13 protein-coding genes are annotated in these 24,092 nt (G+C 48.9%); 8 read left to right on the top strand and 5 right to left on the bottom strand.

Translation table 11 applies throughout. The annotated features are described in order from the left end of the window. Positions 1-46 precede the first annotated feature (46 nt). The 4 genes from BM021_RS01500 (at position 47) to BM021_RS01485 (ending at position 12,582) form a co-directional block, all read left to right on the top strand. The gene (locus tag BM021_RS01500) at positions 47-1,006 is read left to right on the top strand and encodes a tetratricopeptide repeat protein (protein ID WP_090717953.1); all 960 of its coding nucleotides are present in this window, start codon (positions 47-49) and stop codon (positions 1,004-1,006) included. A 117-nt stretch (positions 1,007-1,123) separates the two neighbouring features. Beyond that, the gene (locus BM021_RS01495) at positions 1,124-10,141 is read left to right on the top strand and encodes a DUF4214 domain-containing protein (protein ID WP_256207720.1); all 9,018 of its coding nucleotides are present in this window, start codon (positions 1,124-1,126) and stop codon (positions 10,139-10,141) included. Between the two features lie 137 nt (positions 10,142-10,278). After that, entirely contained in the window at positions 10,279-11,916 is a 1,638-nt protein-coding gene (locus tag BM021_RS01490; protein WP_090717950.1) for a L,D-transpeptidase family protein, read from the top strand. 60 nt (positions 11,917-11,976) lie between these two features. Further along, positions 11,977-12,582: a peptidoglycan L,D-endopeptidase MepK gene (locus BM021_RS01485; protein ID WP_177186268.1), complete on the top strand. Its 606-nt coding sequence runs from the start codon at positions 11,977-11,979 to the stop codon at positions 12,580-12,582. Between the two features lie 172 nt (positions 12,583-12,754). Here BM021_RS01485 and pyrE read toward each other — a convergent pair whose 3' ends face one another. Beyond that, a complete protein-coding gene (gene pyrE / locus BM021_RS01480; protein ID WP_090717948.1) occupies positions 12,755-13,396 on the bottom strand; it encodes an orotate phosphoribosyltransferase in 642 nt (213 codons plus the stop codon). A gap of 27 nt (positions 13,397-13,423) precedes the next feature. Between pyrE and BM021_RS01475 the strand changes: the two genes are divergently transcribed. The 3 genes from BM021_RS01475 to zapE are packed head-to-tail and all read left to right on the top strand — an operon-like array spanning position 13,424 to position 16,782. Continuing rightward, complete coding sequence (locus BM021_RS01475; RefSeq protein ID WP_090717945.1) at positions 13,424-14,197, top strand: exodeoxyribonuclease III; 774 nt, start codon at positions 13,424-13,426, stop codon at positions 14,195-14,197. Beyond that, the gene (locus BM021_RS01470; protein WP_090717942.1) at positions 14,194-15,564 is read left to right on the top strand and encodes an AmpG family muropeptide MFS transporter; all 1,371 of its coding nucleotides are present in this window, start codon (positions 14,194-14,196) and stop codon (positions 15,562-15,564) included. The genes BM021_RS01475 and BM021_RS01470 overlap by 4 nt, the downstream gene beginning before the upstream one ends. 15 nt (positions 15,565-15,579) lie before the next feature. Continuing rightward, a complete protein-coding gene (gene zapE, locus BM021_RS01465) occupies positions 15,580-16,782 on the top strand; it encodes a cell division protein ZapE (protein WP_090717940.1) in 1,203 nt (400 codons plus the stop codon). Between the two features lie 174 nt (positions 16,783-16,956). On the opposite strand, the gene BM021_RS01460 is transcribed toward zapE, so the two are convergent. The 4 genes from BM021_RS01460 to BM021_RS01445 form a co-directional block, all read right to left on the bottom strand. Next, the gene (locus BM021_RS01460) at positions 16,957-17,424 is read right to left on the bottom strand and encodes a hypothetical protein (protein WP_090717938.1); all 468 of its coding nucleotides are present in this window, start codon (positions 17,422-17,424) and stop codon (positions 16,957-16,959) included. 60 nt (positions 17,425-17,484) lie between these two features. Next, on the bottom strand, positions 17,485-17,700 hold the full coding sequence (locus tag BM021_RS01455; protein WP_090717935.1) for a hypothetical protein: 216 nt from the start codon (positions 17,698-17,700) through the stop codon (positions 17,485-17,487). A gap of 305 nt (positions 17,701-18,005) precedes the next feature. Beyond that, positions 18,006-18,491: a nucleoside deaminase gene (locus BM021_RS01450; RefSeq protein ID WP_218147793.1), complete on the bottom strand. Its 486-nt coding sequence runs from the start codon at positions 18,489-18,491 to the stop codon at positions 18,006-18,008. Positions 18,492-18,628: 137 nt separating this feature from the next. After that, on the bottom strand, positions 18,629-20,086 hold the full coding sequence (locus tag BM021_RS01445) for a catalase (RefSeq protein WP_090717933.1): 1,458 nt from the start codon (positions 20,084-20,086) through the stop codon (positions 18,629-18,631). 445 nt (positions 20,087-20,531) lie between these two features. Between BM021_RS01445 and BM021_RS01440 the strand changes: the two genes are divergently transcribed. Next, positions 20,532-23,756 carry a hypothetical protein gene (locus tag BM021_RS01440; protein WP_090717930.1) on the top strand — a complete coding sequence of 1,075 codons (3,225 nt, stop codon included), beginning with the start codon at positions 20,532-20,534 and terminating at the stop codon, positions 23,754-23,756. The last annotated feature ends 336 nt before the right edge of the window (positions 23,757-24,092 follow it).

Raw genomic sequence — 24,092 nt, 5'->3', positions numbered from 1 at the left:
ATCCACCATTGACAGCAATTAGCCGGTGACTTCCAGTCACAAAAAAATGAAAAAAGCTTTGCTGTTATTTCTATACCCGATCATGCTGCTGCCCGAAGGCAGCGCATATGCACAAGCGGATAGCAGTCAGATCATGAAAGATGCCCAGGCAGCGCTGGCATCAGGCGATTATGATAAAGCCTTTACCGGATATCATGCTGCAGCCGGAAATGATCACAATGCATTGGCGCAATTCTCGCTGGGTCTTTTTTATCAGAATGGCTGGGGACGTGCAGTTGATCAGGCAACCGCCTGCGAGTGGTTTGAAAAGGCGGCACAAGGTGGCATTCCGGCAGCCCAGCATCTGACCGGCGCCTGCCTTGAGGAAGGCGCGCATCGCGCTCCAGATCTTGCACAAGCTGCCATCTGGTATCAGAAAGCGGCGCAGGCTGGACACCTTCATTCCTACTGCCACCTCGGTAATCTCTATATGACCGGAAACGGTGTTTCCAAGGATCCTGGTAAAGCGCTTGCGCTTTGTCACCCCGCTGCACAGCAAGGTTCCATCCCTGCGCAAATATGGTTAGGAAAATTCTATCTACAAGGTGATCCATCCGTTCAGGATATGCGGCAAGCCTATCGCTGGTTTGAAATCGCAGCACAAAAACAGGCACCTGAAGCGTTTTACTATCTAGGCATTATTTTGCATAAAGGCTTAGTGGAAGGCCACACACCGGAAAAAACCCGGCAAATGTTTGAACAGGCCGCCGGACGAAAATTTGTGCCGGCTTATTTCCAGGCGGGAAAACATTTTTATCATGCAGAACCGGATCCGCAAACCAATCAGCTATCAGCGGAACACCTCGCCAAGGCCTATCTATGGCTCTCTGCAGCCATACAACGATCCAGGAATCCTGAAGAAATCAGGACAGCAAAAGAAATGCTGCAACAAATACTGGTCGTGATGCCAGAAACATGGCTGGCCGAGCTGGATCAGAAAGTTGCACAGCACTTGCAGGAAGATTAAATAAATTTCCTTGAGGGAAACCAGACTACAAAGGTATCAGAATATGACTACTCAAACAGTACAACTAGAAAAATCGAGACATGGCTGTAATGTGATTAAAGGAAAAGGAGCGATTCAATGACGATTACAAACTTCGATAGCGGATCGTTAGTCGATAACCAGAATGTTACGTCGGCTACTTATAGCGGATGGACATTCGGTGCCAGCAGCTCGATTGATATCGTCAATGCCAGCAATTCAGAATTTTCACTTCTTTTAAATCAATCTGGCGGACGATCCATTCTTCTTAATTATGGTGGCCTTTCGGTAACCGATTTCTTTTTCAAATCCTCAGATGGCTCCGATTTTCAGCTCAATTCATTCAATATTGACAATGGCCCGAATGGTAATTCAACTTCTCTGGCAATTTCAGGTTACCGGGATGGCGTTTTGGTTGTCGCTTCGGAGTCTGTAGATTTAACCACCAGCGATGCTGCCGGAAACATCAGCTATACACAGCAAGGCAACGTAGCACCTAGTATAAGCGGATCATTAATATTTAACTCTGCATTCAACAATATCGATGAAATACGCTTTGCTTTTGACAGTGATGTAGAGCTTACTATCGATGACATTGACACTTCCGCAGCCGCGGTTCCTACCATCACATCCGCCACGTACGACGCCAGCACCAACTCGCTGGTCGTCACCGGCACCAACATGACCGCCACATCCGGCGCGTTCAACGACATCGATGTTTCCAAACTGACGCTGACTGGACAAGGCGGTGCAACCTATACGCTCACTTCATCAAACGTTGAAATCACCTCAGCAACTTCATTTACCGTTGCTCTGAATGCAACGGATCAACTCAATGTAGAAGGATTGCTGAATAAAAACGGTACCTCCTCCGTCGACGCTACAACGTTTAACATTGCCGCCGCCGCTGACTGGAATCCTGCTCAAAGCGGCAATGCGGACACGACTGGCAACGCAATTACCGTCAGTAACGTGCAGACACCCACCATCACATCCGCCACGTACGACGCCAGCACAGGGAGCCTGGTGGTCACCGGAGCCAATTTCGTCAAAGCCAGCGGCGCCACCAACGACATCACCGCCAATAAATTCACCTTTACTGGCGAAGGCGGTGCCACTCACACCTTGACCGATACGGCCAATGTCGAGATTACCTCCGGCACAGCATTCATCATTACGCTGAGCGCAACTGACAAAGCCGCCGTCAACCAGATCGTCAACAAGAACGGTGGAAGCTCCACGGACATCTCCACTTATATCTTGAGTGCTGCCGATGACTGGAACACCGTTATTGGCAACACTAACATTGCTGATACTTTTAACAACATTACTGCCAGCAATGTTGCAGTGCCAGCCATCACCTCGGCTGCTTATGATGCCAGCACCGGTGCATTAGTGGTCACCGGCACCGGCTTCCTGAGTCGGAGCGGTGCAACCAATGATATCGTCGCCAACAAATTCACGTTTACTGGTGAGGGCGGTGCGACCTACACGCTCACGGATTCCGCCAATGTCGAGATCACCTCCGGCACAGCATTCACCATCACCTTGAGCAGCACGGACAAGGCTGCCATCAACCAGATCGTCAACAAGAATGGCACTTCATCAACAGGCGGCACCACTTATAACCTGGCAGCCGCTGAAGACTGGGCAGCAGGTGCTGATGCTGCTGTCAATGTGGCCGATACGACCGGCAACGGTATTACCGTTTCCAATGTGGCTGCTCCTGCCATCACCTCAGCAACGTATGACGCCAGCACTGGCGCGCTGGTGGTAGCAGGATCAGATTTCCTCACAGCCAGCGGTGCTGCCAATGACATCGATGCGTCCAAATTCACCTTCACCGGCGAGGGCGGTGCGACCTATAGCTTGACCGATACCACCGATGTCGAGATTACTTCCGGCACGGCACTTACCATTACGCTGAGTGCAACTGACAAAGCAGCCATCAACCAGATCGTCAACAAAAATGGTACCAGTTCTACCGGAGGCACCACATACAACCTGGCCGCCGCTGAAGACTGGGCAGCAGGCGCCGATGCGGCCGTCAGTGTGGCTGATACGACCGGAAACGGCATTACCGTCTCCAACGTCGCAACCCCCACTATTACATCGGCAACCTATGACGCCAGCACGGGTGCGCTGGTGGTCACCGGTTCTGGATTCCTCATAGCCAGCGGTGCTGCCAATGATATTGATGCCTCCAAGTTCACTTTTACCGGCGAAGGCGGTGCCACTTACACGCTGACCGATACTGCCAGTGTCGAGATCACCTCCGGCGCCGCCTTTACCATTACGTTAAGTACCACCGACAAGGTGGCCATCAACCAGATCGTCAACAAAAATGGTACCAGTTCTACCGGAGGCACCACCTACAACCTGGCCGCCGCTGAAGACTGGGCAGCAGGCGCCGATGCGGCCGTCAGTGTGGCTGATACGACCGGAAACGGCATTACCGTCTCCAACGTCGCAACCCCCACTATTACATCGGCAACCTATGACGCCAGCACGGGTGCGCTGGTGGTCACCGGTTCTGGATTCCTCATAGCCAGCGGCACTGCCAATGATATTGATGCGTCCAAATTCACGTTCACCGGCGAAGGCGGCGCCACCTACATGCTCACTGATTCCGCCAATGTCGAGATCACCTCCGGCACATCATTCACCCTGACCTTGAGCAGCACTGACAAGGCAGCGATCAATCAGATCGTCAACAAAAATGGTACCAGTTCTACCGGAGGCACCACCTATAACCTGGCTGCCGCTGAAGATTGGGCAGCAGGCACCGATGCGGTTGTCAGTGTGGCTGATCTTACCGGCAATGGCATCACGGCTTCCAATGTTGCAGTGCCAGCCATCACATCAGCCACGTATGACGCCAGCACCGGTGCACTGGTAGTCACCGGTACTGATTTTCTGAGTTTAAGCGGCGCCAATGATATTGATGCCTCCAAGTTCACGTTTACTGGTGAGGGTGGTGCGGCGTATACGCTGACCGATTCTGCGGATGTCGAGATTACCTCCGGCACGTCATTTACCCTGACCTTGAGCAGCAATGATAAGACAGCCGTCAATCAGATCGTCAACAAAAATGGCACCAGTTCTACCGGAGGCACCACCTATAACCTGGCTGCCGCAGAAGATTGGGCAGCAGGCACCGATGCGGTTGTCAGTGTGGCTGATCTTACCGGCAATGGCATCACGGCTTCCAATGTTGCAGTGCCAGCCATCACATCAGCCACGTATGACGCCAGCACCGGTGCACTGGTAGTCACCGGTACTGATTTTCTGAGTTTAAGCGGCGCCAATGATATTGATGCCTCCAAGTTCACGTTTACTGGTGAGGGTGGTGCGGCGTATACGCTGACCGATTCTGCGGATGTCGAGATTACCTCCGGCACGTCATTTACCCTGACCTTGAGCAGCAATGATAAGACAGCCGTCAATCAGATCGTCAACAAAAACGGTACCAGTTCTACCGGAGGCACCACCTACAGCCTGGCTGCCGCAGAAGACTGGGCGGCAGGTGCTGATGCGGCTGCCAATGTGGCCGATACCACAGGAAATGGCATTACCGTTTCCAACGTGGCTGCACCTGCCATTACATCGGCAACGTATGATGCCAGCACCGGTGCACTGGTAGTCACCGGTACCGGTTTTATGAGTTTAAGCGGTGCAACTAATGACATTGTCGCCAACAAATTCACGTTTACTGGTGAAGGTGGCACAACTTACACGCTCACTGATTCCGCCAATGTCGAAATCACCTCCGGCACGGCCTTTACCATTACGCTGAGCAGCACCGATAAGGCGGCCGTCAATCAGATCATCAACAAAAATGGCACCAGTTCCACGGATGGGATAACTTACAATTTAGCTGCCGCAGAAGACTGGGCGGCAGGTGCTGATGCGGCTGCCAATGTGGCCGATACCACAGGAAATGGCATTACCGTTTCCAACGTGGCTGCACCTGCCATTACATCGGCAACGTATGATGCCAGCACCGGTGCACTGGTAGTCACCGGTACCGGTTTTATGAGTTTAAGCGGTGCAACTAATGACATTGTCGCCAACAAATTCACGTTTACTGGTGAAGGTGGCACAACTTACACGCTCACTGATTCCGCCAATGTCGAAATCACCTCCGGCACGGCCTTTACCATTACGCTGAGCAGCACCGATAAGGCGGCCGTCAACCAGATCGTCAACAAAAACGGTACCAGTTCCACGGGTGGGACAACTTATAACCTAGCCGCCGCAGAAGATTGGGCGGCAGGTGCTGATGCGGCTGTCAATGTAGCCGATACGACCGGAAACGGCATTACCGTTTCCAACGTGGCTGCACCTGTCATCACATCGGCAACGTATGATGCCAGTACTGGTGCACTGGTAGTCACCGGTTCTGGTTTTCTGAAAAACGATGGTGCTGCCAATGATATCGATGCGTCCAAGTTCACCTTCACCGGCGAAGGTGGCGCCACCTATAGCTTGACCGATACCGCCGATGTCGAGATTACTTCCGGCACGTCATTTACCCTGACCTTGAGCAGCACCGACAAGGCCGCCGTCAATCAGATCGTCAACAAAAATGGCACTTCATCAACAGGCGGTACTACCTATAACCTGACCGCTGCGGAAGATTGGGCGGCAGGTGCGGATGCGGCTGTTGATGTGGCCGATACCACAGGAAATGGCATTACTGTATCCAATGTCGCTGCACCTGCTATCACATCGGCAACCTATGACGCCAGCACCGGCGCGCTGGTAGTAACCGATTCTGGTTTTCTGAGTTTAAGCGGCGCTGCCAATGACATCGATGTATCCAAATTCACCTTTACCGGCGAAGGCGGTGCTACTTACACACTGACCGATACTGCGGATGTCGAGATTACCTCCGGCACGTCATTTACCATTACGCTGAGCAGCACCGACAAGGCGGCCATCAACCAGATCATCAACAAAAATGGCACCAGTTCTACGGTTGGGACAACTTACAACCTGGCCGCCGCTGAAGATTGGGCAGCGGGTGCCGATGCGGCCGTTACCGTAGCCGATACCACAGGTAATGGTATAACCATATCCAACGTAGCCGTACCCACCATCACCTCAGCTGCTTATGATTACAACAGCAATGTATTAACGGTGACCGGTACCGGCTTTCTACAAAATAGCGGTACTGGCAACGACATTGATGTTTCCAAGCTAATCTTCACCGGCGAAGGCGGCGCAACCTACACGCTGACCAGCACAACGGATGTCGAAATCACATCGGGAACATCGTTCTCGGTCACGCTGACTGGCGACGATCTGATCAACGTAGAAGCATTGTTGAATCAGGACGGCACGACAGCAGTCGGTGGCACCACATACAATCTGGCCGCAGCCGAAGACTGGGCGGTGGGCGCGGATGCCGCGGTCGCCGTGATCGACCTCACCGGCAATGCGATCACGGTCAGCAATTATGCCGCTCCCGAGATTACTTCCGCCACTTTTGACGCCAGCACCAACATCCTGACGGTAACCGGCACAAATCTGGTTTCCAGCAGTGGTGCAACCAACGATGTTGCAGTTTCCCTGCTCACGTTAACAGGAGAAGGCGGCAGTTATACCTTGACTTCAGCGAATGCGGAAATTACTTCGGCGACTTCCTTCAGTGTGACGCTTAATGCTGCTGACCAGTTGGTGGTACATGGCTTGTTGAACAAGAATGGCACCGCTTCTTCCGGCGCAACTACTTATAATATTGCGGCTGCTGAAGACTGGATGACCGGTACCGCTTCTTCCACTACTGTTGCTGATCTCACCGGTAACGGAATAACGGTGAGTAATGTTCAGACACCCACCATTACCTCGGCAACTTACGATGCTGAAACTGGCCTATTGGTTGTTACGGGCACTAATCTCTTTAACAAGGCTGGCGCGGATAACGACATTGATATTTCCACATTGACTTTGACCGGCGGTACTGCAAATGCCACTTATATGATCACCAGCGCCTCGGATGTCGAAATCACTTCGGCGACTTCCTTTAGCGTTACATTATCTGGGATAGACAAAACGAATGTAGATGCACTATTGGATCAGACTGGCACCACGTCATCGGACAGTTCCACCTATAACCTGGCTGCAGCCGACAACTGGCTGGCAGGCGCGGATATAGACAGCGACATCAGCGACGCCACCAATGCCATGACGGTTTCAGTCAATCCGAGAATTACTTCAGCCACCTATGATGCCTCAACGGGCTCCTTGACCGTCACCGCTACCAATCTGCAAGCCAATGGCGGCGGTGCTGACATCGATATATCCCGCTTTACGTTCACCGGTGAAAGCGGCACTACCTATACGCTGACTGATACCGCCGATGTTGAAATTACCTCCAGCACGGCATTTACCATCACTTTGAGCAGTACCGACAAGGCGGCCGTTAACCAGATCATCAATAAAGATGGCACCAGCTCTACTGGTGACACGGCTTACGATCTGGCCGCCGCCGATGGCTGGAATACGAATGTAACTACCGGCGATACCACAGATGCCAGCGGCAACGGCATCACCGTTTCAAATGTCGCTCTACCTGCCATTACCTCGGCAACGTATGATGCCAGCACTGGTACGCTGGTAATCAGCGGCACCAGTTTTCTGAAAAGCGATGGCGCAGCCAATGATATCGATGCCTCCAAGTTTACTTTCACCGGTGAAGGCGGCGCTACCTACACCCTGACCGATACCGCCAGTGTCGAAATCACTTCCGGCACGGCATTCACGATTACTTTAGGCAATACCGACACAGCTGCTGTCAATCAGATTGTCAACAAAGATGGCACAACCTCCACCGATGCAACAACCTACAACCTGGCTGCAGCCGAAGACTGGGCCACAGGCGCGGATGCGGCTGTCAATGTGATTGATGCTATTGGTAATGGCATTACCGTTTCCAATGTCGCCGCACCTGCCATCACCTCGGCAACCTATGACGCCAGCACTGGCGTACTGGTGGTTACCGGTACTGATTTTCTGAAAAGCGCCGCCAACGACATCGATGCCTCCAAATTCACCTTCACCGGTGAAGGTGGCGCCACCTATACCCTGACCGATTCCGCGGATGTCGAGATTACCTCCGGCACGGCATTTACCATCACCTTAAGTGCAACTGACAAGACAGCGATCAATCAGATCATCAACAAAAGTGGCACAGCCTCCAGCGATGCAACAACTTATAACTTGGCTGCAGCCGAAGACTGGGCAGCAGGCGCGGATGCTACAGTTACCGGAGCCGATCTGGTCGATAACGGGATTACTGCGACCGTTCCAAGTACTTCATCAAGCGGCTCAGGTGGCGGAGGCAATACTTCCCCTATCACTACGACCGTCGACGGCGTAACCATCAGTGCAACAACGCAATCGAACGGTACAGTGGTAACTACAGTTCCGCCTGTCGGTATTAACCGGCAAGATGATTCAAACAGTTTATTCAGAGCGTATGCTGATATTCCAGTCATCACTCATTCAAACGGTGACGTCACACTGACCGTCAGCTTGCCTGCTGGTGTAGGCTTGAATGTGGCAGGAAAACCTCAATCGCTGAATTTGCAAGATGCTACCGAGGATCTCATCCGGCAGATTGAACAAAAGACCCATTCGGATAGCCATCTAAATCAGGAAATGATTAGCCAGACCAGGGGTTTTCTATCGACACTGGGCAGTGACGAGCGCATTACGGTTCAAGCCATTACGCCATCAGTCAATAATAGCCAGGTACCGAATATCCCCATCATTATTTCTGGATCAAATAGCGATAACAATGGCAAGCAAGTCTTGATAGTTGATGTCAGAAACCTCCCATCCGGCACCATTATTCAATTAGACGATGTTGCTTTTGCATCGATTATCGGAGCTACGCGGGTTGTCGGCGGTAATGGCGAAAATTTCGTTGTCGGCGATGATCAGAATCAGTTTATTGTGCTCGGTGCTGACGACGATATTTTGCTGGGTGGTGGCGGTAAGGATACGGTCGGCAGCCTGAGTGGCAACGATCAAACCTCCGGTGATGCAGGCGATGATATTGTTTTCGGTGGTACCGGTAATGATCGATTAAGTGGTGGCACTGATAATGATCAGCTCAATGGCGGCCTGGGTTTCGATAGCGCATCCCAGGACGGGCAATTATCAGATTATCAGATTACGGTGCATGGCGATGTGATTACGCTGACACACACGAATGGTGATATGGATACCTTCACCGATGTTGAGCTAATCCGATTTACTGCTGGCCCCAGCCTGGCCATAGCCCATTCTGCTACTGAAGCGGTCGCGCATCATTTAGTTAAAACCTGGCTGGGGCGTGATTTAACAGGTACTGAAGGCGATGCGGTACAAAATTGGATAAGTGCTACGACAGACGATATTTTAACTGCTTTTTACAACCTTCCCGAAGCTGTCAATCTGCAAGACGTCAGCCAGGATGAATTACTGGCCGGTCTGGAAACCAATCCAGCCATTATCCAGCTGGATGCTACCCGCACCGTGAATACCGATGATGGTGACGATCAGGGCTATTTGCCGTTGGGATTGGCCTTGAATGCCGATGGCGGCGCCGGTCATGACGTACTGTATATGGCAGGCAGGCGAGATGATGTTCACCTGGAGTTTGTCAATGATCACCTGGAATTAACCCGCTTCAATGATGGCGCCATGCTGAGTCTCAAAAATGCCGAAATGATCGCTTTTGATCGTAGCGAAACGGTGGCGATTGCGCATGATCAGATAGAAGCTATTTTAGCGCGCCTGGTACATAGCTTTTTTAACCGCGATGCTACTGTGGAAGAATGGCAATCAGGACGGGAAGCATTGAGTGCTCAGGTAAGCCATGATGCTATTCTGGATTGGTTTCAGCAACGCGCTGGTTTGAATGCACTATCCAATACTGATTATGTGCAAACGATGTATACCCGGACATTGGGACGTTCAGCAACGGGCGAAGAACTCAGTCAACAATTATCCCGCCTGGACAGTCATCAAATTGACCGTGAATGGCTGGCTGTTGAAATTGCCCAGAGCGCCGAGGCTACCGCTTATCTGGTAGGTAATGTCATGCTACAGGAAGGCTGGATATGAGTCATTTTGCGTACAAACCAAGTCTGCTGACTGAACCTGAAATGACCCCATGCCTCTAACCCTTTATGCTTTTAACATTAATGATAAGACTCACTGTATTCTCGATAAAGAATTTGCAGCAGCAGGAGATTCATTGCGTGCTATCTCATTCCCTTAAATCCTTCTCACTGACTCTCCGGTTTTTTTGTTGTGCCGTGTTGCTGGTAAACGCATACGCTGCTGATGCCCGGCTGATTGACGCAAAAGTATTACAGCATCACTTGTCAAAACCCGCTTCAGCGACTTTTACCAAGGCTGAAATCGCCCATTTGCAGCGATTTTATACTGCCCGGAATTATCAGCCCGCCTGGATAACCGCAAACCCTGAATCATCTTCGCTTGAGATCGCGTTCAATTTCCTCGCCAGCGCAGAAGATGAAGGATTGGACAGCCGCGATTATCCATTGCAACCATTACGGCAATTGCAGCAGCAAGCCGATCAATCTTTGCCTGCAGCCATTGAGCTGGAGTTGCGCACCACCCACGCCGTGCTGATGCTGGCGCAGCATCTCTTCCGTGGCCGATTTTCAGCTACTGAAGCTGATCCGGATTGGCACATTGCGCAACCGATCTTTGATGCGGTGGCTTTCTTGCAGCAAGCGATCAAATCTCATCGCCTGCAGCAATCATTGGATAACTTATCACCCAAAGAGCCTGGCTATCAGCAACTCAAACAGACGTTGATGCGTTATCAGCAACATATCAGCAGTTATCCAAACTGGATTCATATCCCCAACACATCCGCCATTCATCCGGGTGCAATACATGACTCCATTCCATTGATCCGCCAGCGCATTGCACAAGCTTATGCCGTTGATGGCATGGCTGAATATGATATCGATCAAAACAAAAGTCTTCTGTATTACGACGATGAGCTGGTTAACGCAATCAAGGCATTTCAAATCCAGCACGGCCTGAATGCTGACGGCATTATCGGGAGAAATACCATACGGGCATTGAATATTCCGCTCGCCTGGAAAATACGCCAATTGCGCATCAACATGGAACGTCTGCGCTGGCTGCCACGCAATCTGGGCAAACGCTATGCGCTGGTGAATACAGCCGGCTTCCGGCTCACTGCTGCAGAACAAGGCGAACATGTCCTCAGCATGCGGATCATCGTTGGGCGCGACTATCGTTCAACACCCAGTTTCAAGGGTACACTGTCGCATATGGTCCTGAATCCATACTGGACTATTCCCACCATGATTGCGCACCAGGATTTGTTACCAAAACAGCAGAAAGATCCGGCTTTTTTTACCACAGCCAATATCAGGGTTTTTCCCAACCACACCCGTGATGCTGCAGCGATTGATCCAGGCACGATCGATTGGCATGCCATCAAAAAAGGATTTCCCTACGTATTACGCCAAGATCCGGGTACGAATAATGCATTAGGCAGGATTAAATTCATGCTTTCTAATCCTTTCAACATCTATTTGCATGATACGCCATCCAAGTCCTTATTCCACAAGGATATTCGCACATTCAGTTCTGGCTGTATCCGGCTGGAAAAACCGCTGGAACTCGCCGCTTTCTCACTCGGCGAGAAGAATTTATCGACTGAATTCCTGGATGAAATGGAGAGGGGTGAGACGATGACCATGCATTTACGCAAACCACTGCCGGTTTACTTGGTGTATATTACGGCCTGGGTGGATGAGCAGAAAAAAGTACATTTCTCACCCGACATCTATGGCCGGGATCTGCGCGCGTTGCAGCATGCCGGCTGGTAAGGCGTTATTTCCACACAATCATTTCCACACAATCCTTCGCAGAATTTTCTGGAGAAAAATATGATACTGATACGAAAGTTCCTGAATCAAAGTTATCTATCAGAAACTGAACCGGTGCCTAGCCGCCGCCGCTTTTTGAAGACCGGACTAAGCGCTTGCGCTTTGCTTGCATTGCCAATGGCCGCATCCGCTCATGCAGCGATAAAAAAACGACCGTTTGAAAAGAAACTGAGTTTTCTTAATTTACATACTGGAGAACGCGTTCGATCCGTATATTGGGCGAATGGGCGTTATGTACCCGGCGCACTACAAGATATTTATAACGTACTGCGCGATCATCGCACGGGGGATCAGTATGAAATCGATACTGACCTGTTTGATTTGCTGCATTTATTGCAGCGTAAACTGGGTTCAAAGCAGGAATTTCATGTCATTTCTGCCTATCGCTCGCCGGCCACCAACGAAATGCTCGCTGCCCACAATAATGGTGTAGCCAAAACCAGCTTGCACACTTTTGGCAAAGCGATCGACATCCGGTTGCCGGGACGCAAACTATCCGATCTGCGCAAAGCTGCCTTATCGCTGCAAATGGGTGGCGTCGGCTATTACCCATCCTCCGATTTTGTTCACGTGGATACCGGCCGTGTCCGCTTTTGGGGCGGATAAATTTAAGGAAACGCTGATTAATTCGGCGAACGTGATGAAGCGCGAGGCGCACGGAACGCAGCAACCGAGACATATCAATCAGATAGGCGAGAAGCGAGTACCGCGCAACGAAGCGATTCGCCCGTGCAGTCAATTAATCAGTGTTTCCTTAAATCTGGCGATCAGCTATCCGTCAACTAACGCCATATTGCTCACGATAACGTTGTACCGCATGCAAATGATGAGACAGCTTGCTGTTGTCTTGTAAATATTCAACCAAATCGTTCAAGTCAATAATCGCAGTGACAGAAATCGCATGCATTTTTTTTACTTCCTGCACTGCGGATAACTGCTCGACGCCGCGCTCCATGCGGTCAAGTGCAATCACGACACCGCAGGGCGATGCACCCAAGGCTTTGATCAGATCGACCGATTCACGTACCGAGGTGCCCGCCGAAATTACGTCATCGACAATCAGCACTTGTCCTTTCAATGGTGCACCGACCAGCATTCCGCCTTCGCCATGGTCTTTCGCTTCCTTGCGATTAAAGCAGAAAGGATAGTTATGCCCCATTTCGGCCAAGGCGATAGCAATCGCGCTGACCAACGGAATACCTTTGTAGGCGGGACCAAACAACATATCAAACGGAAGCGCTGCAGCGGCAATCGCTTTGGCGTAAAATTGCCCCAGTTGGCGCAGCGAATCGCCATCGTTAAATAAGCCCGCATTGAAAAAATACGGCGACATGCGGCCCGCCTTGGTCTTAAATTCACCAAAGCACAGCACATTGCGTTCAATCGCGAACTGGATAAATGCCTGCCGAAAATCGGACATAAACTCAACCCAACCAGAAGTAAAAAGATGCAGATTATAACGCTTAACCTGAACGGCATTCGTGCGGCAGCAAAAAAAGGCTTTTTTACGTGGCTGGCGGCACAATCGGCGGAAATTGTGTGTGTACAGGAATTAAAAGCCCAGTTAGCCGATTTTTCCAGCGAAATGCGGTCACCCGGTCCTTATCACGGCTATTTCCATTGTGCAACCCAGAAAGGTTATAGCGGTGTCGGGATCTATTGCCGCAGCCAGCCCGACAAAGTCATCGAAGGGATCGGTATCCCAGAAATCGACAAGGAAGGCCGCTTCCTCCAAGTCGATTTCGGCAATTTAAGCATCATTTCAATCTACTTGCCATCGGGGTCCAGTGGGGAACATCGACAAGCTTCCAAATTCTTTTTTATGGAAAAATTCGCTCCGATACTGAGGGTCCTGATGGCCAGCGGTCGGCAAATGATTTTGTGCGGTGACTGGAATATTGCGCATAAGGAAATTGACCTGAAAAACTGGCGCTCAAACCAGAAAAATTCCGGCTTCCTGCCTGAAGAACGCAGCTGGTTATCCGATGTTTTTGACGACATCGGTTTTGTCGACGTATTCCGGCTGCTTAATTGCGAGCCTGATCAATACACCTGGTGGTCGAACCGCGGTCAAGCCTGGGCTAAAAACGTAGGCTGGCGGATCGATTATCAGATCGCCACCCCGCTTATCGCACAAAAAGCACGTCATGCCTCGATTTATAAAGCCGAGCGCTTCTCAGATCACGCACCTTTAATGATCGACTACGATCTCACGCTATGAGATCCACAGGAAGCTGGTCGCATGCGCTGCGTGTTTATACCCATCCCCGGGTACTGGGCATGCTGTCACTGGGATTTTCCGCCGGCCTGCCGTTGTTGCTGATACTGGGCACGCTGTCATTCTGGCTGCGCGAAGCAGGCATCGACCGCACGACGATTGGTCATCTCAGCTGGATTGGCTTGGCGTACAGTTTTAAATGGCTGTGGTCGCCACTGGTCGATCGCCTGTCGCTACCGCTGTTGACGCAATGGCTGGGACGCCGCCGCGCCTGGCTGTTACTGTCACAAATCATCATCGCCGTCGCATTGGCAGGCATGGCTGTTACCGATCCGGTGGTGAATCTGACGCATTTGGTATTTTTCGCACTCGCGGTGGCTTTCGCTTCCGCCACGCAGGATATCGCACTTGATGCCTACCGCATCGAAGCGGTTGCCGTCGAATTGCAAGGCGCGATGGCCGCCACTTATCAGGCGGGTTATCGCGTTGCCATGATTCTGGCTTCAGCCGGTGTGCTATGGATCGCAGCAGCCGTTGATCCTTCCGCAATTACCTATGACCATGCTCCGTGGCGCTTCGCCTATCTGGTGATGGCCGTCAGTATGATCGTCGGCATTATCACCACGCTGATCATTCAAGAACCGGATGTTCCGTACAGTCGGCTGATCTCCGAAAATGAAAAAATCGCCCAGCAGGCCATCGCACATTGGCATCTACCGCCGTGCATTAGCAGCTTGCTGGTATGGCTGTATGGTGCTTTGATTGCGCCTTTCCGCGATTTTATTGTGCGCCATGGGCGGCAAGCATTATTGATTTTGTCTCTGATCGCGGTTTACCGCATTTCCGATGTCGTGATGGGTGTAATGAGCAACCCGTTTTATGTGGACATGGGCTACAGCAAAGACGAAGTCGCCACCATTTCAAAAGTGTACGGTGTCATCATGACGATTGCCGGTGCGGCAATCGGCGGCATACTGACCGTTAAGCTCGGTATCATGCGCACCCTGCTTTTGGGAGCGATATTATCGGCCATGACGAATTTGTTATTTGTCTGGCTCGCGGGCCGCGGCCATGATGTCAGCGGACTGATTTTTACCATTTCGGCAGATAATCTTTCTGCCGGCATCGCATCGAGCGCATTTATTGCCTACTTGTCCGGCTTGACCAATTCCGCCTATTCAGCCACTCAGTACGCCCTATTCAGCTCGGTGATGTTGCTGCTACCTAAATTCATCGCCGGTTTCAGCGGGCAATTTGTCGATGCCTACGGTTATGAAAATTTCTTTATTGCCACTGCTCTATTGGGTCTGCCGGTGCTGGTACTGGTCTGGCTTGCCGGGCAAGCAAAGTTTGAAACTTCTGCCAGATAATCTCTTCTATCCAATATGCAACCAATCCAAATAACCGGACCTGAAGCTGAATACCACACGCTGCTACTGAGCGGTGAACTCAAGCCGGATATCGATCAGGCCAAGGCAGTCGCCGCGTTAGAGCGATTACACCGCGAATTGATCGATTATCCCGTGATCAAAAACAACAATAGTGGATTCCATTTTAGATGGCCTGCCGGCTTATTTCGCTGGCTGGGCAGTGGTAAGCCTGCCCCGCAAGGCATCTATCTCCATGGCGGCGTGGGGCGCGGCAAATCCATGTTGATGGATCTGTTTTATGCTGTGGCGCCCATTCCCTCCAAGCGGCGCGTACACTTCCATGAATTCATGCTGGATATCCATGCCCGGCTGAAGGAATGGCATGATCTTTCCGTTCAGAAACGAGCGCAACGCGGCAGTCGCGCGGGCGATGATGATCCTATGCCGTCCATTGCGCGCAAAATTGCCAATGAGGCAACGCTGCTATGTTTTGATGAATTACAGGTTACTGATATTGCCGATGCCATGGTATTGACCCGGCTGTTCAACGAACTGTTCGCTCAAGGCGTGATTGTGGTTGCCACCTCCAATCGGCCGCCCGATGATCTTTACAAGCACGGATTGAACCGTCAGCGTTTTCTACCTTTTATTGCACAAATCAAGGAAAAACTCGAAATCATCCCACTCAATGGCCCAATAGATTATCGCTACAATCGTTTGAAAGGCGCACAAACTTACTATTTTCCAGTCGATGAACACACCACCGCGCAATTAGCAGCAATTTTCTTCCGTTTGACTGATCGCAGCATCGAGGATCGGGCCAAGGTTCCCAGTGAGGAATTGGATGTACAGGGACGCATGCTGTTTGTCCCCAAGGCAGCGCGGGGCGTTGCCGTGTTTTCGTTTAAACGCTTGTGCGCCAATCCACTGGGTCCGGCGGATTATCTCGCCATCGCCAGAGCCTATCACACCATCATCGTGGTCGCGATTCCGCAATTTAGCAAGGAAAACAGCGATCAAGCCAGACGTTTCATCACGTTGATCGACGCACTTTACGAACATGGCGTCAAATTCCTGTGCTCAGCTTCAGTGCCACTTCAGTCCCTGTATGTGGCCAGAGATGCCAACTTTGAGTTTGAACGCACGCTTTCTCGCTTAATGGAAATGCAGTCAGAAGATTATCTGGCGAGAGGTCATGGTAAGGTAATTGCGGATTAGTTAGCTTCCTGTTTCAGTTACATAATCCCACAATCATATTTGAACCATAAAAAGGAAACGCAATCCGCATGACAGGGCACTTTTTTTCATCTAGATATCCCGCCTTTCACTTGAGAAGTGTAACTTTGCCGCCTCTCGAAGAGATGGTTAGGACAGAACTGACGCTTATCGTGCCTACTTATCACTACCCCGATTATTTCCTTCTCTACTACCGAATACATAGCCTAAGATCGCGGTTAGTACGGGAAGTAGGAGATTGAGTAAAACCAATTGAGTGAATTGCAACCAGAATTCTCGAAACGCCTTTCTCTGAGTTTCGAGTTGTACAATCAACTCTTTCATTGCAGTTACCGTTTCGGTATTTCCTCCTGATTTAAGTAATTGAGAGTAATTGGCATCTATAAGAGACAGGCTTCTGAATTCGCTCCATGCCAATACAGCTACAGCAACAACAACGAACACGGACACTATCACAAGGACCCACTTGGCCAAATCAACGCCCGCCTTTGCGATTTCGGACATTGGCGTAACCGGTATATTTGCCGGAACGCTTGCAGGGAGTATGTCAACGTCGAACACAGTCGGAACGCTCGGAGGGATTTTTTTGAGGTCGATTTCTGGCGGACTGGCCGAGTCGGTCATGTTAATCTCAGGTGGTTTTGTCGTTGGAGTCACTCATACGGACGCAAATCGACGCCTGCTTCATTTTGTCACCTTATTAAGTGCTGGCATTGCAAGCCGGTGCATATCCGTACCGTCCCGCTGCGCTGAGAGGATTACCCGACCATTCTCTATTTCCGAAACAGCCCAATTGAGCAAGGTCAGAGCATCTTTTGTCACATCGGTTGCCCTTTTTTCATTTAAACGGTCCTTTAAGGATTCCATGAAGTTGTCGTCAACGTTGATCCGAATTTCCATAGTTAATCTCCAAGTTAAAGGCTGGGAACCCCAGCAAGATTCCAAATTTTAGCCGTTATTTGTCCATTTATCAACCATAATATAGCCTTTAATTATCCGAATTAACAACGACTCGTACAAGAAGTGACAGAGTTAACGCCTAACCCCATATTCATAACCTTCAAGTCAGCTGCGCCGACAGGAGCACAAACACCATACCCGAACATCCCCCGCGCACGGTGCGCGGCTAGACGCTTCCATGGGGATTTACAGGATTATATTCACGCGAATCAGGCTAGGATTTGTGGTTTGCTGCTCCGACTGAACTATAAAAGCGGCGATCCAGCTCGTGCACCTGCTCCGCGAGACCAGGAACCGGGCCTTCTACCACAAGAACAGGGACGACCTCGCCGATTGCCAAGGCGCGCACGGGCGATGCAGGAACGCCAAGCTCGGCAAGCCAGTTCGCGAGCTGTTCGGAAGAGCTCACATACACGATGCGGCCACCCAACCCAACCGTGGGCAGCAGAACACATCGGGCAGTGCTCACCGGAGGTAAAAACAGTGGCTGCGGCGCGTTCCTCAGCAGTCATGTTTGCCACAGCCCAGCGCGCCAGCTCGAACTCCGGATGACGGCTGCGATCACCGGCGGAAACCACACGATTGCGATCCTCGGCGAAAATAGCTCCATCCGCGGCGACAAGCATAGAGCCGAACGGCTCATCACCCGCCTCCAAAGCCTCAGTCGCCAGTTCCACGCAGCGGTGCAGGTGCTGTAACTCGTCTGCTGTTGAATCAAATGCTGTTGTCATAGAAATGCTCCTAGGAATCAGATGCAAAGCTAACGTCACGCATACGCACCTGATGACTGATAAAAAATTCAGATTGCTGCTTCGAAGCCCAAATTGCTGGCTGAAAGTTACCGAAAATCAGTTTCGCTATTTATTATCTATCTCGGCACTTCGCTAGATACAATACCCAGTTCCTTTGCAATACCGGTACCATAAGCAGGGTCCGCCTTGAAACAGTTACTAATGTGACGAATCTGAATTTCCCGCGGCACGCCGCTCATTGCACGCGCGGTATTTTCAAACAGAGCCTGCTGTTGCAATGGCGTCATCAAACGAAATAGCGCCCCGGGCTGAGAGTAATAATCCGTATCTTCCCGATGATTCCAATGATCAGCCGCGTGGGTCACACTCAGTGGAGGTTCAGCAAAATCAGGTTGCTCTTGCCATTCGCCCTGGCTATTGGGCTCGTAACCGACCGTGCTGCCGAAGTTACCATCCACACGCATGGCGCCATCGCGATGATAATTATGCATCGGGCAACGGGGCGCATTGACCGGAATCAAATGATGATTCACCCCCAGGCGGTAACGCTGGGCATCACCGTATGAAAACAATCGTCCCTGCAACATTCTGTCGGGAGAAAAACCAATTCCAGGCACGATATTGGCGGGACTGAAAGCCGCCTGTTCCACTTCTGCAAAGAAATTCTCCGGATTACGGTTCAGTTCGATAACCCCGACCTGGATCAACGGATAATCTTTATGCGGCCAAACCTTGGTGAGATCGAACGGCTGATAGGCAACTTTAGCAGCATCCTCTTCCGGCATGATCTGCACGTACATCGTCCATCTGGGAAAATCGCCTTTTTCCAGGCTTTCATACAGATCGCGCTGATGGCTATCACGATCTTTTCCGATAATCGCTTCGGCTTCCTTATCGGTAAGATTACGAATACCTTGCTGCGATTTCAGATGAAACTTGACCCAGTAGCGCACATTTTTGGCATTAATGAAACTGAAGGTATGACTGCCAAAACCATGCATATGCCGGTATGTCGCTGGAATACCGCGATCACTCATGAGAATGGTGATTTGATGCAGTGCTTCCGGTAATAATGTTAGAAAATCCCAAAAATTTTTTGCGCTGCGCATGTGGCTGCGCGGATCGCGTTTCACTGCATGATTCAAATCGGGAAATTTCAATGGATCGCGCAGAAAAAAAACCGGTGTGTTATTGCCGACCAAATCCCAGTTGCCTTCTTCGGTGTAGAATTTCACGGCAAAACCACGAATATCCCGTTCCGCATCGGCTGCGCCTCGCTCACCCGACATAATAGAAAAACGCGCAAATAAATCCGTTTTCTTACCGATTGCAGAGAAAATTCTAGCCCGTGTGTAATCGGTAATGTCATGAGTTACCGTAAAGGTTCCATAGGCGCCCGAGCCCTTCGCATGGATACGCCGCTCAGGAATAACTTCACGGTCAAAATGTGCAAGTTTCTCAAGAAACCATACATCCTGTAACAGCTGCGGACCACAGGGTCCAGCAGTCATCACATTTTGATTGTGGGCAACCGGGCATCCGGCATTGGTAGTTAACTTTTTTTTGTCACTCATGGCGCACTCCTTCTCAGTGGCAGGTTGGCCTGTTACAGCAGAATATTTTTAACTATCTGATAGCATTGGCAACTACTGCCACGACTCTGTTTGAAAAGCACATATCTCGTACCCGTTTATTCAGAAATTATGATTTCGACGGTGCGATAAGAAACTTGTTTTATATAGTATATATGAGTGCAAAGGATAAAAAATTTAACTTATTCACCCATCAATAACGGGAAAACGTTCACTGGTACAGATCAACGCGGTTTTACCAACTGCTAACCCATAAAGACGACGTAGATCTGCAAGCCAAACTAGCTGAACGGAAAGTTTCCTACCATTCCACAGACCGTAAGTTATGAGGGAAACCCCATAGAACGTTTAGTCAAAAAAATGTAATAATTTTTTTAGTCAGCCGAGATTGTTTCTATCACAACCCATTCAGTAAAGGAAAAGCTGGATGATTGACCCGATACATACACAAAAAGAACCCGACTTGGCATTTGCTGGGCTGGCACTGCTCATCTTGTTTGGATTCTTGATTTGGCATGATAACCCTATCAGGAGCTCCCGTCCTCTCGATTCTTCAGTTATGCAGTCACCCTATACGCATATTATAGACAATACTTACGAGAGCTGGCTATGGCAGGATCCTTTTGGCCAAAACCATAGCGCTGAAGAGAATTTTGAAAATAAAAAAGTAAATTCTGTGGTTGATAAAAAGAGTCAATGTTATTCGAAAATTGAGGAAGCGATTGAATCCATTACAAAGACAAAGGAAAAAAAGCCCGTAGAGTTGCTGGCATCAATAGTAAAAGTCCGGCCCAATACCATAGAAAATAAAGAATTTCGCATCAGGCATCGTTATGCTGTAATTGCGGGGCTGATTGAATCCGGCTACAAAGCCTCAGAGCCTAACAGCCTGCATTTTTGCTCAATCCAGAATCTGGGTAAAGACAATAAAAAAAATCAAGGTAAAGACAATAAAAAAAATCAAGATAATGACAATAAAGTATATCGTTTGCGTTGGGAGCGTTTCGTCTATGAAGGTACAGATAGAGACCCAAATAAACCAGACGACATCATCTTGATTTGGGTGGATAGTAATGCAGTTACTGCTAGCAAATCTTTTCAAATATTTGCGGAGGATCTGAATAAGAAAGCTGCTGCATGGGTAAAGAATTTATATGTTTTTGATTGGGTTAGTTCGATAACTAAAGAAGATATCGAAAAAGAATATAAAAAATATGAGAAAGTAAAAATTAAAAAGCCGATTGACGAAAAGGATGGGATAAAGGATGGGATAACTGAAAAACTAATTACTGATCTGGTTAAAGAACTTGACTGGCGTGGTATCAAAAAATCATCTGAAATAGCCATCATTACTGAACAGGGTTCAGAAAAGACGCACAGCCTGTTGGAAAAATTTTGTAAATCATTTTTTAATCAAATAGAACGTCGTGACCCGAATGCTCAAGATGACTTATGTGAGAAACAAAATTTTTACTATCTAAAGGGTCTGGATGCCTATCAGCAGGTAATTGATAAACACCACAAAGCTGAAGATCATCAAACAGCCAAGAAATTGAATGATCGCTTTTCTAAGGATGATTTGCATAATCCACCCGTTGGTCCGACGCAATATGACTACTTACATCGCCTGGCCAAGCAAATTAAAGAAACCCGTGACGGTATCGATTTGAAAGAACGCGTCAAAGGCGTAAAAGCGGTAGTCATTTTCGGCAGTGATATCTATGACAAGCTGGTCATTCTTCAAGCTCTACGCACGGAAATGCCGCATATACCAGTATTCACAACGAATCTAGATGCGCAGATGTTTCATCCGCAGCGTTGGCGCTGGACTCGGAACCTGGTTGTTGCTTCGCATTTTGACCTGCGACTTAATAAAGATTATCAGAAGCACATTCCAGCCTTCCGGGATAGCCGGCAGACAGACATTTATTATAATACAATCAATACCTTAAAAAAGTTACCAGAAAATGCAGATATTCCGTCTTTGGTTTTTGAAGTTGGCCGAAAAGGCTCTGTCCGCATGGAGCCTTTGACTGAAAGTGAAAAGATTCATCCTGAAGACGACAGACAGCAGCAAGATAAAGAGAAAAAGAGTATTCATCCTGAAGACGACAGACAGCAGCAAGATAAAGAGAAAAAGAGTATTCACCCTGAAGACGACAGACAGGAGCAAGTTAAAAAGAAATATTGGCTCTTATTGGGAATTATAGTGGTGCTGATATTACTACCTTTTCAATTCCACCCACATTCGCTCATTTTAATTTTGTGGTTATGCCTTACTGCCGGTGTAGTATTTTCTCTTGCGTGGCTTGCTATAAGTTCTGGTGAACCACTCAGTTTCACAGAGGGCATCAGTCTTTGGCCCGCCATATTGGTACGTATCATTGCAATCTCACTAGCAGTTTTTTTAATTCTGATTGCAGTATGTATATTGGAAAAGAATTTTGATCGCTTGAACAAAAAGCACTTTACGAAGCATGAGCATTTAAAAACATTAATTCCCTACCGTGAGCCTTTGACCATAAAAGAAGGCTTTGAAAAGATAGTCAGCTTCATTAAAAATACTTTGAGTAAACCTAAACCTGTTAATAACAACACCAAAGATGATCCTTTTTTCTTAAAAAAGTTACTCATTTTTGTTTTTTTTATTATCAGTAGCTGCGTTTATATAGTAAATGATAAAAATCCTGTTGATTTCCCTATTGAGCAGTGCCTTGCAGCTCTTTTCCTCATTACAGTTTTATATATTTTAATAGAACGTACAGGAATAGCTAATGATTGGGCAGTTTCACATTGGATAGAGAAAGATAATTGCTACCACGATGGAAAAAATCCAACTAAAGATTCATGCCGCAAACTCATTAAGCTAGAGAGCCGCAATTATAAAAAAGGATTGTGGGAAGAATATTTCGACCTTGGCCGGCTGAAGTGGCGTTCGGCTCGAGTGCTCATGATGTGGCTGTTCTTTGCGATCATTGAAACGATCCTTTTTTATCTGTTACCTTCAGGGCCACAGCCATGCCGTGGCGAATTCACATGTTTTTTAGATTGGCTTGCAGGGATAATGAGTTTTATAGTCATCATGCTGCTGATATTTCTTGTGTTGGACGCTGTGAGGCTTAACTTTTATTGGATAAGAAAGCTGCGCAAAAAACATCCCTTGCTCGTTTATAAGTCACTCCCACTTCTACTTCTAAATGACCAGGAAAAGAATGAGCTAAAACCGCTCGTATTACTCGAAAAAATGATTATTTTAGTTGCAGAAAGAACAAGGGCAGTGGACAAACTTATTTATTATCCAATGCTTTGTATTCTATTGGTGCTGATTGCTGGAACAACTTATTTTGACAACCAGGACTTCCCACTGAGCAAAAGTATCACGTTTGCTGCAAGTATCTCCATGCTTATTTTTTCCGGGTTTATGATCAGAAATGAAGCAAAAAGGCTTAAATCTGCCATCATTGAGAGGGCTGAAAACTTGGTTAATTATGGCTTTAGTAAAACAGAAGTGGAGGCAGTGATTGAAAAAATAAATAACAACGATCAGGGCGCTTTTCAGCCCATGCTGGAGCAGCCTGTAATGAGGGTATTTTTATTGATCGTAGCTTCCGTGGGTCTTACCGCAGGAGAATATCTGAAAATGTTTGAGTAAACCAGAGAGTAGGCGTTATTGGATTGGCTGCCTGTTGGGATTAAGAAGATTAGAGGAAAGACAGTGCGCAAAATACGATACGTTATTTTGAGTTCCCCAAACTGGTATATAGATTCGATTTCAGAGTCCAAATTGCCCCACAGGCTTAGCAAATAGCTAAAGCCCGTGGTAAACAAGTTTAATTTTTTGAGCCTATTACCTTCATTTAATTGAAAGATATACACATCTGCATTAGTTCATAGCAGGTCACGATTAATTAAGGAAGCTCTGAATAAGTGTCTGCGCAAGTGAGTTGCTGCGTTAGGCGGTGCTCGGAAATTCGTCTATCTATCTGAT

The organism is Nitrosomonas sp. Nm166, from assembly GCF_900112825.1.
GTDB lineage: Bacteria > Pseudomonadota > Gammaproteobacteria > Burkholderiales > Nitrosomonadaceae > Nitrosomonas.
This window is presented reverse-complemented; position numbering and strand designations above follow the sequence as displayed.